This window comes from Amycolatopsis sp. WAC 04169 (genome assembly GCF_003947535.1).
In the GTDB taxonomy this organism is placed as follows: Bacteria; Actinomycetota; Actinomycetes; order Mycobacteriales; family Pseudonocardiaceae; genus Amycolatopsis; species Amycolatopsis keratiniphila.
Genome location: NZ_QHJI01000010.1, coordinates 291,864 through 305,943, shown reverse-complemented (window position 1 = coordinate 305,943; position 14,080 = coordinate 291,864). Strand labels below are relative to the sequence as shown.

The window sequence follows — 14,080 nt, the reverse complement described above, 5'->3', positions numbered from 1 at the left end:
ACACCGCTGCTCCCGCTTGCCGACGACGATCTTGCCGACCCAGGATGACCCTCGATCGGGCTCGCTGTCCCCGCCGTCCTGACCTGGGCCGACGGGAGCGAGGGGTGAGGCGGAGGCGGCATGGCGGAACGTCGTGGGCGGAATCGGTGGCGCCGGGGCGTGGCACTGCTCTCGGTGGTCGTCGTGGCCCTGCTGATGGGCGCCCCGTTGCCGGCGAACGCCCAGATCCAGCCGCGCGGCGCGGGCACCGAGCGGCCGATCGGGCCGGAGCCGGTGTACTCCGGGCTGGCGCACGGCGGCATCACGATGGCCGCCAACTCCGTCGTGCAGTGCGGCGTCGGCGTCGTCTGCAACGAGTCCGCGAGCAACGCGAGCCCGGTGTCGTGGATCAAGACCGACCCGGCCGCGCCGGGCAACACCGCGTCCGCCGCGAACCTGAACGTCCCCGCCGGCGCCAAGGTGCTCAACGCCCGGCTGTACTGGCAGTTCAACCCGGTCGCCAGCAGTGGGACCTCCGGTGACGGGAACCGGGGCAACCAGGTCTCCATCAAGGCCCCGGGCTCCGGCGCGTATCAGCGCATCACCGCCGAAACCTACGACTGGTTCCCCGCGACCACCACGGGCGGGGTCCCGACGCTGTACGCCTACGGTGGCGCGGCCGACGTCACGTCCCTCGTGACGAACGCCGGTGCCGGGTCCTACACGGTCGCCGACATCCAGGCCTGCCAGGGCCAGTCGATCAGCCGGACGAACCTCGGCTGCTGGGGTGGCTGGTCGCTGGTGGTCGCCTACGAACTGCCCAGCGAGCCACTGCGGTACCTGCAGGTCTGGGACGGGATGCAGGTGGTCGCGGGCGGCAGCACGCCGAGTTCGGCGACCATCGCGCTGAGCGGGATCAAGGCCCCGACCTCGCGTCAGCCCAACGTCGAACTCGGCATCGTCGCGGGCGACGGCGACGCGCCCATCACCGGCGACTACCTCCAGGTCGGCCCGGACGCCTCCAGCCTGCAGACGATCGCCATGCCCGCGCCCGGCGGGGTGGCGACCAACAACGCCTTCAGCAGTCGCATCGACCGGGTCACGGCCACCGGCTCGGGCACGAACGTCACGTCGCGGACTCCCAATCCGGTGAACAACGTCGGATACGACGCCCGCAGCATCGACATCACCGGCAAGGTCCCCGCGGGGACCACCGCGCTCCAGGTGAAGATCGGCACCGTCGGCGACGCGCTGTACCCGCAGACGATCTGGCTCGTCACCGACGCGCTCGAACCGGATCTGCAGATCACCAAGGCCAACGACCCGGTCGGCAACACCGACGACAACCCGCCGGGTTACGTCACCAAGGGCGGCGAGATCACCTACACCTTCGACGTCGCCAACCGGCACGCCGACGGCTCCACCACCGACCTCGACACCGCGACGAACGTCGTGCTCACCGACACCCTGCCCGACGGCGTCACGTTCGTGGCCGGGTCCAATCCGGACTGTTCGGCGGCCGGGCAGGTGGTCACGTGCAACCTCCGGAATCTGAGGCCGGGGCAGTCACAGAAGGTCGCGTTCAAGGTCAAGGTCGGGCTCGACGTGCCGGACGGCACCAAACTCGACAACACCGGCAAGCTGACCTTCCGCGGCGAGGACACCGGACGGCCGCAGGAACGCACGTCGAACACGGTGCGGAACACGGTCGCCTCGCCCGGGTACCAGCTGACGAAGACGGTCGATCTCGCGGAGGCGATCCCCGGCGACACCCTGACGTATCAGGTGACGCTGCGGAACACCGGCGTGATCCCCGTTCCCGCGCTCACGGTGCGCGACACCCTGCCGGCGGGAACGACCTACGTGTCGTCCACTCCCTCGAAGGGCACCACGTCCGGAACCGGGCCGATCGACTGGGCCGTGAACGGTCTCGCGGTCGGCGAGACCGCCACGCTGACCGTGCGCGTGAAGGTCGAGGAAGCCGCCATCGGCAAGGAACTGGTGAACCGCGCGAACGTGCCGACCGGACCGCCGCCGGTCGTCCCGCCGGACAACCGCTGCCCGGACGATCCCGCGGCCGCGTGCGCGAAGACCAAGGTGCCGTCGCCGTCGTACACGGTGACGAAGACCGCGGACAAGGAGTCCGCCGACCCCGGCGACACCGTGCGCTACAAGGTCGTCGTCGCCAACACCGGCAAGGTGACCGCGGCGGACCTCAAGGTCGTGGACGATCTGACCGGGGTGCTCGACGACGCGGTCTATCAGAACGACGCCACCGCGTCGCCCGGCTCGGTGTCCTACGCGGAGCCGAAGCTGACCTGGACCGGCACGCTCGCCGCGGGTAAGAGCGCGGAGTTCACCTACTCGGTCAAGGTGAAGAACCCGAACACCGGTGACAACCGGCTCAAGAACGTGGTGACGTCGGAGACGCCGGGTGGGAACTGTCCGCCGGGTTCGACGGATCCGAAGTGCGGGACCACGACGCCGGTGTCGGGGCTGTTGATCGAGAAGTCGGTCGACAAGCAGTCGGCGAACCCCGGTGACGTGGTGAAGTACACGGTCACCGTGAAGAACACCGGGCAGACGAAGCTGACCGGTGCGACGTTCACCGACGACCTGACGCAGGTGCTCGACGACGCCGTTTACCAGAACGACGGTGCGGCGACGATCGGTGGTGTCACGTATGCGGCGCCGAAGTTGACGTGGACGGGTGATCTCGAGGTCGGTGCCACGTCCACGGTGACGTACACGGTCAAGGTGAAGAATCCGAACACGGGCGACAACGTGTTGAGGAATGCGGTGTCGTCGGAGACGCCGGGTGGGAACTGCCCGCCGGGTTCGACGGATCCGAAGTGCGGTACGACGACGCCGGTTTCGGGATTGCTGATCGAGAAGTCGGTCGACAAGCAGTCGGCGAATCCGGGCGACGTGGTGAAGTACACGGTGACGGTGCGGAACACGGGGCAGACCAAGATTTCCGGTGCGACGTTCACCGACGATCTCACGCAGGTGTTGGACGACGCCGACTATCAGAACGATGGAGCGGCGACGATCGGTGGTGTCACCTATGCGGCGCCGAAGTTGACGTGGACCGGTGATCTGGAGATCGGTGCCATGTCGACGGTCACGTACACGGTGAAGGTCAAGAATCCCGGCACCGGTGACAAGAAACTGTCCAATGTGGTCACCTCGGAGACGCCGGGTGGGAACTGCCCGCCGGGGTCCACGGATCCGAAGTGCGGGACCACCACGCCGGTGTCGGGTCTGACGATCGAGAAGTCGGTCGACAAGAAGTCCGCGAACCCGGGCGATGTCGTGAAGTACACGGTTACCGTGAAGAACACCGGCCAGACCAAGCTGACCGGGGCGACGTTCACCGATGACCTGACGCAGGTGTTGGACGACGCGGACTATCAGAATGATGGTGCGGCGACGATCGGTGGCGTCACCTATGCGGCGCCGAAGCTGACGTGGACCGGTGACCTGGAGATAGGTGCCACCTCCACGGTGACCTACTCGGTCAAGGTGAAGAACCCGAACACGGGCGACAACCTGCTGAAGAACGCGGTGACGTCCGAGACGCCGGGCGGGAACTGCCCGCCGGGCTCGACCGATCCGAAGTGCGGCACGACCACACCGGTTTCCGGTTTCAAGATCGAGAAGTCCGTGGACAAGCAGTCGGCGAACCCCGGTGACGTGGTGAAGTACACGGTCACCGTGCGGAACACCGGCCAGACCAAGATTTCCGGTGCCACCTTCACCGATGACCTGACGCAGGTGCTCGACGATGCCGACTACCAGAACGATGGAGCGGCGACGATCGGTGGCGTCACCTATGCGGCGCCGAAGCTGACCTGGACGGGCGACCTTGAAATCGGCGCCACGTCGACGGTCACGTACTCGGTCAAGGTGAAGAACCCTGCTCCGGGCGACAAGAAGCTCATCAACACGGTCACCTCGGAGACGCCGGGTGGCAACTGCCCGCCGGGCTCGACGGACCCGAAGTGCGGCACCACGACACCGGTTTCCGGTTTGAAGATCGAGAAGTCGGTCGACAAGAAGTCCGCGAATCCCGGCGATGTCGTGAAGTACACGGTGACCGTCACCAACACCGGCCAGACGAAGATCTCTGGTGCGACATTTACCGATGACCTGACGCAGGTGCTCGACGACGCCGACTATCAGAACGACGGTGCGGCGACGATCGGTGGCGTCACGTACGCGGCACCGAAGTTGACGTGGACGGGCGATCTCGAAGTCGGCGCCACCACTACGGTGACCTACACCGTCAAGGTCAAGAACCCAAACACCGGTGACAACCGGCTCAAGAACGTCGTGACCTCGGAGACGCCGGGCGGGAACTGTCCGCCGGGTTCGACCGATCCGGACTGTGGCACGGAGACTCCGGTTTCGGGCCTGGAGATCAAGAAGTCGGTCGACAAGACGTCCGCGAACCCCGGTGACGTGGTGAAGTACACGGTCACCGTGCGGAACACCGGTCAGACGAAGCTGACCGGCGCCACCTTCACCGACGACCTCACCCAGGTGCTCGACGACGCCGTTTACCGCAACGACGGCGCGGCGACCATTGGCGGCGTCACCTATGCGACGCCGAAGCTGACCTGGACCGGCGATCTCGAGATCGGCGCCACCGCCACGGTGACCTACTCGGTCCAGGTGAAGAACCCTGGCGACGGTGACAAGAAACTGTCCAATGTGGTCACCTCGGAGACACCGGGCAACAACTGCCCGCCGGGTTCGACCGATCCGGACTGCGGCACGACGACGCCGGTGTCCGGGTTGCTCATCAAGAAGACCGCCGACAAGAAGTCGGTCGACCCCGGTGACACGGTGAAGTACACGATCACCGTCACCAATACCGGGCAGACCGAACAGGCCGGCGCCACCTTCACCGACGACATGACCGAGGTCCTGGACGACGCCGACTATCAGAACGACGGCGCGGCGACGATCGGTGGTGTCACCTACGCGGCGCCGAAGCTGACGTGGACCGGCTCGCTGGGCATCGGGCAGACGTCGACCATCACCTACACGGTCAAGATCAAGAGCCCGAACCCCGGTGACAAGAAACTGTCCAATGTGGTCACCTCGGACACACCGGGCAACAACTGCCCGCCGGATTCGACCGACCCGAACTGTGTCGCGGACGTGCCGTCCCGCGAACTGACGGTCAAGAAGACGTCGGACAAGCAGACCGCGAACCCGGGCGACGTCGTCACCTACACCGTGACCGTCACCAACACCGGCAAGGTCCCGCTGGTCGGCGAGGACGCCGCACGGGTCACGGACGACCTGTCCGAGGTCCTGGACGACGCCGACTACGCCGACGACGCCACGGCGGCCCCGGTCGCCGGGACGTTCTCCTTCGCCGCGCCGAACCTGGTGTGGGCGGGCGATCTTCCGGTCGGGGCGACGACCACGCTGAAGTATTCGGTGAAGGTGAAGAACCCGGTGACGGGCGATCACGAACTGCGGAACACCGTCAGCACCAACACTCCGGGCACGTGCCCGCCGCAGTCCGACGACCCGGCGTGTTCCACCGTCACCCCGGTGCCCGGGATCTCGCTGGAGAAGAAGGCGGACAAGGCCACGGCGAACCCGGGCGACGTCGTGAAGTACACGGTGACCGTGCGCAACACGGGCAAGACGAAGCTGACCGGTGCGACGTTCACCGACGACCTCACCGAGGTCCTCGACGACGCCGTGTTCCAGAAGGACGGTGCGGCGACGATCGGTTCGGTGACCTACGAGGAACCGAAGCTGACCTGGACCGGTGACCTGGAGATCGGGCAGACGGCGACGGTGACGTACAGCGTCAAGGTCACCAAGACCGATGGCGACGGCAAGCTCACCAACGTGATCACCTCCGACACCCCGGGCGGCAACTGCCCGCCGGGCAGCAAGGATCCGAAGTGCGGCACGACGACCCCGCTGTCCAGCTTGAAGATCAAGAAGACGGTCGACAAGACGGAGGCGAAGCCGGGTGAGGTCGTCACGTACACCGTCACGGTGGAGAACACCGGGCAGGCCGTGGTGGACGACGCGACGTTCACCGACGACCTGAGCCAGGTGCTCGACGACGCGACCTTCGACGGCGCCGCGAAGGCGAGCATGGGAACGGTCACCTACTCCGCGCCGAAGCTCACCTGGAAGGGCGAGCTGAAGCCGGGGGAGAAGGCGACCGTCACCTACGCGGTCACCGTGCGGAAGCCGGCGACCGGTGACCACCGCCTCCGTAACGTCGTCACGTCGGACACGCCCGGCGGCAACTGCCCGCCGGGTTCGGCGAACCCCGACTGCGGGACCGACACCCCGGTTCCGCCGACGCCCCCGACGCCGCAGCCGCCGGAGAAGCCGAACCCGCAGCCGCCGACCACCCCGCGTCCGCCCGGTCTGGCCGTGACCGGCTCACCGGTGAAGACGATGACGGTGCTGGCGTTCGGGATGCTGGCCATCGGCGCGCTGCTGCTCCTCGCCGGACGGAGGCGCCGGGAGTCCTAGACCGGAGTCCGTGAAGGCCTCCTTGAGAGACCCAGAGTCCCTCAAGGAGGCCTTCACGGACTGGGGCCGAGCCACTGCTAAACGGCGCGCGGCACCGCGATCAGGGCTTCCACCTCGACGACGAGCTCGGGCCGGGCAAGGGCCGCCACGACGATCAGCGACTGGGCGGGCCAGTCCGCTTCCGGGTACCAGCGGGTGAAGGTCTCGCGCATCGCCGTGCGGAACCCGGCGAGGTGTTCGGTGCCGGACAGCATGCTGAACACCTTGACCAGGTGCTCAGGCCCGGCACCCGAGTCTTCGAGGAGCCGTTCGAGGTTGCCGAGCAACGCGCGGGTCTGGGACTCGGCGTCGGGCCCGGCGAGTTCGCCGTCGGGCAGCACGCCGATCTGACCGGACACGACCACGAGTTCGTGATCGGCGGGCACGCGGACCAGATGGCTGTACGGGCCGATCGGCGCCGCGACGGTCTCCGGATTCCAGCGCTGGATCATCAGTTCTCTTCTTTCGTCCACTCGGGAAAATCGTCTCCAACGTACCGATGATTCCGGGCCGCGCCGGGAGTCTCACCTTCGACGAACGACGACTGGAAGGGTTCCGGATGACGGATTCAGGAACGAAGACCGGGCTCTGGCCGCTGGTCCACGCCGAGCGGGCGGCGCTGGCGGACGACCTCGCGGGGCTCACCGAGGAGCGATGGGAGACGCCGTCGCTGTGCGCCGGGCTGACGGTGCGCGAGGTGCTCGCGCACGTCACCGCGGGGGCGAGCCTCACGCCGTTGAGGTGGATGACCGGGGTGATCCGCTGCCGGTGGGACTTCGACAAGCAGGTCGCCATGCGGCTCGCCGAGCAGATGGGGGACGACGGCGCCGAGACGCTGGAGCGCTTCCGCCGCGTGGTCACCAGCACGACGAAACCGCCGTTGCCGAAGATCGCGATGCTGGGTGAGGCGATCGTGCACGCCGAGGACATCCGCCGTCCGCTGGGCCTTCGCCGCGACTACCCGATCCCCGTCCTCACCGAACTGGCCGGGTACTACGGAGGCTCGGACATGGTGGTGACGGCGAAAGGACGCATCGGCGGGTTGCGGTTGCAAGCCACCGACGGCCCCTTCGCCGCCGGGTCCGGGCCGCTCGTCTCGGGTACGACCTTGGCGCTGATCATGGCCATGACCGGACGGGCGGCCTATCTCGCCGAACTCGACGGCGACGGGGTTGCGATCCTGCGGGAGCGCGCCCCCGCTCAGACCTGAGACTCGAGGGGCAGGCCCGCGCCGGCCCAGTCCTCGATGCCTTCCCGGTACTTGCGGACGTCGGTGTAGCCCAGCGCGGTGAGCCGGTCGGCGACCTGGCCGCTGTTGGGGCAGGCGGGGTTCGAGCAGTAGGTGACGATGGCGGCGCCGCGATCGGGCAGCACGGTCGCGGCGTGCGCGTCGACGTCGGCGAGGACGAGGGGAACGGCGCCGGGCAGATGCTGCTTGGCGTAGTACTCGCCACCCAGCGCGTCGACCACCGTCACGGTCTTCGCGTCGATCGCGGCCTTCAGCTCGTCACGAGTGATGAGTGCGGTCATGTCGCTACCTCCAGTTAATCGGACTATAGTCCGCATGTGCCTCACGACCATAACGGACCGCAGTCCGCTTTTGCAACGTCGTTGGAACTCCTGCGCACGCCGCCGCCCAAGGAGCGTGCCGACGCCGCCCGCAACCGGGCCGCGATCCTGGACGCGGCGGCGGCACTGTTCGCCGAGCACGGGGTGGACGCGGTGTCGATGGATCAGGTGGCGGCGGCCGCGGGGGTGGGCAAGGGGACGCTCTTCCGCCGCTTCGGTGACAAGGCCGGGCTGGCCGTCGCGCTGCTGGACGCGCGGGAACGCCTGCTCCAGGAAGGAATCCTGCACGGGCCGCCGCCACTGGGCCCGGGCGCTCCGCCGGCCGACCGGCTCGTGGCCTTCGCCGACGCGTATGTCGGCTATGTGCTCGAACACCTGCCGCTGGTGCGGATGTCGGAGACCGCCGCGCCGGGTGCGCGCTACCGCATCGGGGCATACCGGTTCTGGCACCGGCATGTCGCGATCCTGCTCGACGGCACCCCCGACCCGGAGCACGCCGCGCACGCCCTGCTGGCCCCGCTGGCGGCCGAGCATCTGACCGCCCTGCTGCCGGAACTGGGTGAGGACCGCGTCCGCGCCGGGATCACGCGCCTGTGGCGGGCGGCCGGATCCCAGTAAGGTGTCGGCGAGAAACCCGGGAGTGTGTCGATGACGGTGGAAAGCAGGAGGACGGCCGCGCAGGCCGTGCCGGTGCTGCTCGCCGCCGTGCTGACCGCGCTCGGCCTGTTCTTCGCGCTCCACTCGGGCGGTTCCGCTTCGGCGGACGAGTCGCGCGGGGCGAACGCGACGGTCGACTCCTCGGTCTCCAAGGCCGTCGCGCCGGTGCGCGCCGCGGGCAGGCTCGCCGCCGAACCCGCGCTCCTGGGTGTGCACGGTCACGGTGACCTGCCTCTCTTCGGCACCGTCCCGCACGGGCCCGCGTCGACGACGCTGCTCCGCCTCAGCGAACTCCACGACGAAGCCACTCCCGCCTCGCGCACGGCGAACCGCCTCGCGCCGGGCGATCGCGCTCCTCCTTTCCCGGTAGCCGTCTGACGCTCACGGGCGCGTATCCGCGTGCCCGAACCGGGAAATCACCAAGGAGAACTTCGTGCCGCGCGAAACCGCGCGTCGAGGCATGACCGGGCGAGCCGTCGTCTCGCTGGTCGTCCTCGCCGCGACCCTGTACCTGTTGCTGACCACCGCCCCGAGACTGGGGCTCGATCTGCGTGGTGGCACGCAGATCGTGCTGGAGACCAAGGATTCGCCCACCGTCACCGCCGACGCGGAGACCACCGACCGGACACTCGAGGTGCTGCGCCGCCGCGTCGACGCGCTGGGGGTCGCCGAGCCGATGCTGGCCCGCTCGGGCGACAACCGGATCATCGTCGAACTACCCGGCGTCCGGGATCCGCGCGAGGCCGTCGAAGTGATCGGCCGCACCGCGCAGCTGTCCTTCCATCCCGTACTCGCCTCCGGCGCCGCGGACTCCCGTGTCCTCGACGACGAGAGCGGGCAGCCGATCACCCTGGGGCCCGCCGCGCTGACCGGCGACGGCGTCGACGAGGCGCGCTCGTCGATCGATTCGCAGGGCGGCGGCTGGCTCGTTTCGGTCGACTTCAAAGGGGATTTCGGTCGTGCCTGGGAGCGGCTGACCGGGCAGGCCGCCTGCTCGCCGCCGGGTGATCCCGCCCGCCGGGTGGCGATCGCGCTCGACGACAAGGTGATCTCGTCGCCGCAGGTGAGCCCCCAGGTCGCGTGCGGAGTCGGGATCGTCGGCGGGAGCACGCAGATCACCGGGCGGTTCTCGCCCGCCGAGGCCAAGGATCTGGCGCTGCTGATCAACGCCGGCGCGCTGCCTACACCGGTCGAGATCATCGAGCAGCGCACCGTCGGGCCCACCCTCGGCGCCGCCGCCATCGACGCCAGCGCCCGCGCCGCCGTGATCGGACTGGCGCTGACCGCGCTGTTCCTGCTCGCGGTGTACCGGCTGGCCGGGCTGATCGCCGTGGGCGCGCTGGTGGCGTACGCGGCCGTGTCCTATGCCGCGCTGCTCGCCGTCGGCGCGACGCTGACCCTGCCGGGGCTCGCCGGGTTCGTGCTGGCGATCGGCATGGCCGTCGACGCCACCGTGCTCGTCTTCGAACGGGCGAGAGAGGAACACTCGGTCAAACGGGGCGGCTCGCTGCCGCGCTCGGTCAGCCGCGGGTTCAGCGGCGCGTTGTCGGCGATCGTCGATTCGAACGTGACCACCCTGCTCGCCGCGGGCCTGTTGTTCTGGCTGGCGTCGGGCCCGGTGCGCGGCTTCGGGGTGACGCTGTCGATCGGCGTCGTCGTCGCGTTGTTCATCTCGCTGGTGCTCACGCGTTTGCTGCTGCACCTCACGATGCGGGGTGTGGTCGCGCGCAGACCGCGGCTGTCCGGGCTCACCCACGAAGGCCGGGTCCGGCAGTGGGTGAACCGCCGCGATCCCGCATTCCTCGGGAAACCGAAACGCTGGCTGATGGTGGCGGGCGCGGTCGTGATCGCCGCGATCGCGGGGCTGTTCGTGGCCGGGCCGAACCTCGGCGTCGAGTTCACCGGCGGCCGGGTCGTCGAATACAGCACTTCGGCGCCCGCCGACGTCGAGCGGGTCCGGGACGCGGTCTCCGACGCCGGATTCCCCCGCGCCGTCGTGCAGATGTCCGACGAGAAGGACATCTCGGTCCGCACCGAGCCCATCGACGAGGACGCCACCGAGCGGATCCGGGCCGCCGTCGCCGGGGTCGCGGGCGACGCCACCGAGATCCGCGACGAGAAGATCGGCCCGAGCCTCGGCGCCGAACTGCGCACCAAGGCGGTGATCGCGCTCGGCCTCGCGGTGCTGGCGCAGCTGATCTACCTGGCGGTGCGGTTCGACTGGCGGCTCGGCCTGGCCACGGTGGCCGCGCTCGCCCAGGACGTCCTGATCATCCTCGGGATCTTCGCCTGGCTGGGCAAGTCGATGGACGGCGTCTTCCTCGCCGCGCTGCTGACGGTGATCGGCTATTCGGTCAACGACTCGGTGGTGGTCTTCGACCGGGTGCGGGAAGTGCGGGGACAACACCGCAAGGAGCCGTTCCCGCGCGTCGTCGGCACGGCGGTGCTGCAGACGTTGCCGCGGACGATCAACACCGGCATCGGCGTGCTGTTCGTCCTCGGGGCGTTGCTGGTCCTCGGGGACGGCTCGCTGGCCGACTTCGCCCTCGCGCTCCTGCTCGGTCTCGTCGCGGGCACGGTGTCCACAGTGGCCACCGCGGGGCCCGTCGCGATCCTGCTCGACAAGCGGTGGCCCGGGGCGGGCCGTCCCGTCCGGAAGGCGAATCCGACACGGCAGCGGGACGACAACGGCGCGGTGGTGTGATCGACGTTCCTTTGTGGACCGCCGTGCTCCGCCCGGCCCGTATGCTCGTTCCCGGTGGCAGGGGAGTCCACCGGGAACGAGGGGCGGGGTAGATGATCCAGAGCGTGCTCGTCGGCGCGGTCGTCGTGCTGGCCTGGACGATGACCGCGGCACGGCTGGAACGCTGGCAGATCACCGCGCCGATGGCGATGGTCGCGGCCGGGCTGGCGATCGGGTTCACCACCCGCAACGATCTCGGCACCGGGCTCAACACCGAGATCGCGCTCAACGCGGCGGAACTGATCCTCGCGCTGCTGCTGTTCGTGGACGCCACCGCGGTCAAGGGCGGTTATCTCGGCCACGACGCGAAAACGGCGGTGCGGCTGCTGCTGATCGCGTTGCCGCTGACGATCCTGATCGTGATGGGCGTCGGCCTGCTGACGCTGCCGGGCCTCGGCTGGGCGGCGGTCCTGCTGATCGCCTGCATCATCGCCCCGACGGATTTCGCGCCGGCGACGTCGGTGGTGCACGACGTCCGGGTGCCCGAACGCGTGCGGCATCTGCTGAACGTCGAGAGCGGCTACAACGACGGCGTCGTCGCGCCGGTCTTCATCTTCGCGCTCACCCTCGCGGGGAGCCACCACCAGGCGAACACGCCGGGTGAGGCACTGCAGGCCGCGATCCCGGCGGCGTTGCTGGCCGTGCTGGCGGGCTCCGTCATCGGGGCGGTGGCCGCGGTGGCGATGAACGTGACGGCCAAACACGGCTGGTCGACCCGGCATTCCGCGCGGGTCGCTGCCGTCGCGCTGCCGCTGCTGACCTACACCGCCGCCGTCGCGATCGGCGGCAACGGGTTCGTCGCCGCGTTCATCTGCGGGATCGCGTACAAGACCGCGCGGCACCCCGGCGAGGAGGAACTCGGGCTCGCCGAAGACGTCAGTTCGCTGTGCGGGCTGCTGATGTGGTTCGTCTTCGGCAGCACCGCGGTGCTGGTGCTGTCGTTCGGGCTCACCTGGGGCATCGTGCTCGTCAGCGTCGTCGCGCTGACCGTCGCCCGGCTGATCCCGGTGCTGCTCGCCTTGCTGCGGACGGACTTCCGGTGGAAGGACCGGATGACCATCGGCCTGCTGGCCCCGCGCGGCGCGGCGTCGATCGTGTTCGGGCTGCTGGCCTTCAACTCGCTCGACGGCGAGGCGGCCGACGTCGCGCTGAGCGTGATGTCGGTGACCGTGCTGGCGAGCGTCGCCGCGCACGGCGTCGGGGCTTCGGCGTTCCTGAACCGCAAGTCGAAGAGGACCTGACCGGCGCCCTCGTCGTCAGCCGCTCATCGCCTTCCTGATCGCCGCTTCGAGCTCTTTCACGTGCTTCGAATTCATGCCGCCATAGGTGAAGGTGTTCATGTCGACCTTGTCGGCGTACATGGGCACGTCCTCGACGATCGCCTTGGACGCGCCGGTCACTTCGAAGACGAGCCTCCCCGGCTTGAACGCCGTGGGCGGGATGTTCTTGATGGCGGTGACCTTCTCGAGGCCGAACGTGTGCTTCTTGTCGTTGAGCCCGCGGACCGCGGCCTTGATCGTGATCGTCCGGCCGCTGAAGCTGATGGATCGGCGTCTGGCGTGGATGTGCACGAACCCTCCCCTGGGCGCGAAAGCGGCACTCTATGAGAGAGCGATCGAGCGGGGCGAGCCCCGTTTCCGAACCGTTACCGGGTCACTTGCCCGTCCACGGCCAGGTCGTACGGTTCGGCGCTGTTCCCTAACGCCTCCGGATCTTCGCCCCGGTTGTTCACAAGGGTGTTGCGGGCTGGTCCGGGCCGGACAGCGGCCAAGGCGTGCCGTCCTCCCACAGCCGTTCGGCCTCGTCGGCGAAATGCCGGTACCAGGGCGCGTCCTTCGGTTCCACTGTGAACACCGGCGAGGCTTCACCGGCGGGCCGGTATTCGTAGTGCTGCACGCAGATCAGTCCCCGTTTGGTGGAGACGTCGAGACAGTTGAAGCCCGCGGAGGAGATCCGCGACGACACCCGGACCTCCAGCCTGCCGCTCGTCCTGCTCTTCAAGGACGTCAGTTCGTCCAAGGTCGCGAGGATCCGTTGCCGCAGCCGTCCTTGTCCGAGACTTGGGGAAATCCGGCGATCGGCGACTTCGACGAGCGCTTCGTCGGTCGGGTCCAGGACGAGTACCCGGATCCGTCCGCCCACTTCCAGGATCGACCGGATATCGCTGCGCATGCCCTGCACGGTCCTGGTCATCGAATGACCGATGAGCAGGATGTCGAAGGCCGCCGCGCGCCGGGAGATGAGATCCGCGGGGAACTCCGGCTCGAAGAGCGACCCGGGTCCGCCGCGATTCGAATCCCGGACCTGTTCGGTCAGCCGCCGCGAGCGGATCTGGGAGAAGGCGAGCAGGGCCAGCAGCGCGGTCACCACGGAGGAAAGCGTTTTGACGTCCGAGATCCCGGTCGCGCCCAGGACGGTGAACGCCAGCGCGACGGTGCCCAGTACGTACAGATCCAGGTTGTCGTCGGTGATCACGCGCGCCAGCGATCGCCGGATCCGTCCACGCTCGTCCGCCACTGAACCCCCTCGTCGTCGGTTGCGTGGAGACAGTATCGGCCGGACGCCCCGGCA

10 protein-coding genes are annotated in these 14,080 nt (G+C 68.7%); 6 read left to right on the top strand and 4 right to left on the bottom strand.

Annotated elements, in window-relative coordinates; genetic code table 11:
* Positions 1–120: 120 nt before the first annotated feature.
* Positions 121–6,501, top strand: coding sequence for an Ig-like domain-containing protein (locus DMC61_RS28795; protein ID WP_125692884.1), 6,381 nt, complete (start codon positions 121–123; stop codon positions 6,499–6,501).
* Positions 6,502–6,578: 77 nt separating this feature from the next.
* On the opposite strand, the gene DMC61_RS28790 is transcribed toward DMC61_RS28795, so the two are convergent.
* On the bottom strand, positions 6,579–6,992 hold the full coding sequence (locus DMC61_RS28790) for a RidA family protein (protein ID WP_125693138.1): 414 nt from the start codon (positions 6,990–6,992) through the stop codon (positions 6,579–6,581).
* 107 nt (positions 6,993–7,099) lie between these two features.
* Here DMC61_RS28790 and DMC61_RS28785 point away from each other — a divergent pair, with 107 nt between their 5' ends.
* Entirely contained in the window at positions 7,100–7,750 is a 651-nt protein-coding gene (locus tag DMC61_RS28785; protein ID WP_125692882.1) for a maleylpyruvate isomerase family mycothiol-dependent enzyme, read from the top strand.
* On the opposite strand, the gene DMC61_RS28780 is transcribed toward DMC61_RS28785, so the two are convergent.
* Entirely contained in the window at positions 7,741–8,070 is a 330-nt protein-coding gene (locus DMC61_RS28780) for a rhodanese-like domain-containing protein (protein ID WP_016335231.1), read from the bottom strand. The genes DMC61_RS28785 and DMC61_RS28780 overlap by 10 nt on opposite strands.
* Before the next feature lie 81 nt (positions 8,071–8,151).
* Between DMC61_RS28780 and DMC61_RS28775 the strand changes: the two genes are divergently transcribed.
* The 4 genes from DMC61_RS28775 (at position 8,152) to DMC61_RS28760 (ending at position 12,750) form a co-directional block, all read left to right on the top strand.
* A complete protein-coding gene (locus DMC61_RS28775) occupies positions 8,152–8,727 on the top strand; it encodes a TetR/AcrR family transcriptional regulator (protein WP_125693136.1) in 576 nt (191 codons plus the stop codon).
* Positions 8,728–8,757: 30 nt separating this feature from the next.
* Positions 8,758–9,144 carry a hypothetical protein gene (locus DMC61_RS28770; RefSeq protein ID WP_233594988.1) on the top strand — a complete coding sequence of 129 codons (387 nt, stop codon included), beginning with the start codon at positions 8,758–8,760 and terminating at the stop codon, positions 9,142–9,144.
* Positions 9,145–9,199: 55 nt separating this feature from the next.
* Positions 9,200–11,470: a protein translocase subunit SecD gene (secD, locus tag DMC61_RS28765; protein WP_125692878.1), complete on the top strand. Its 2,271-nt coding sequence runs from the start codon at positions 9,200–9,202 to the stop codon at positions 11,468–11,470.
* 92 nt (positions 11,471–11,562) lie between these two features.
* The gene (locus DMC61_RS28760) at positions 11,563–12,750 is read left to right on the top strand and encodes a sodium:proton antiporter (RefSeq protein WP_125692877.1); all 1,188 of its coding nucleotides are present in this window, start codon (positions 11,563–11,565) and stop codon (positions 12,748–12,750) included.
* Between the two features lie 15 nt (positions 12,751–12,765).
* Here DMC61_RS28760 and DMC61_RS28755 read toward each other — a convergent pair whose 3' ends face one another.
* Together DMC61_RS28755 and DMC61_RS28750 are read right to left on the bottom strand one after the other, a co-directional pair.
* The gene (locus DMC61_RS28755) at positions 12,766–13,080 is read right to left on the bottom strand and encodes a hypothetical protein (protein ID WP_125692875.1); all 315 of its coding nucleotides are present in this window, start codon (positions 13,078–13,080) and stop codon (positions 12,766–12,768) included.
* Between the two features lie 157 nt (positions 13,081–13,237).
* Positions 13,238–14,026: a hypothetical protein gene (locus DMC61_RS28750; protein ID WP_125692873.1), complete on the bottom strand. Its 789-nt coding sequence runs from the start codon at positions 14,024–14,026 to the stop codon at positions 13,238–13,240.
* Positions 14,027–14,080 lie beyond the last annotated feature (54 nt).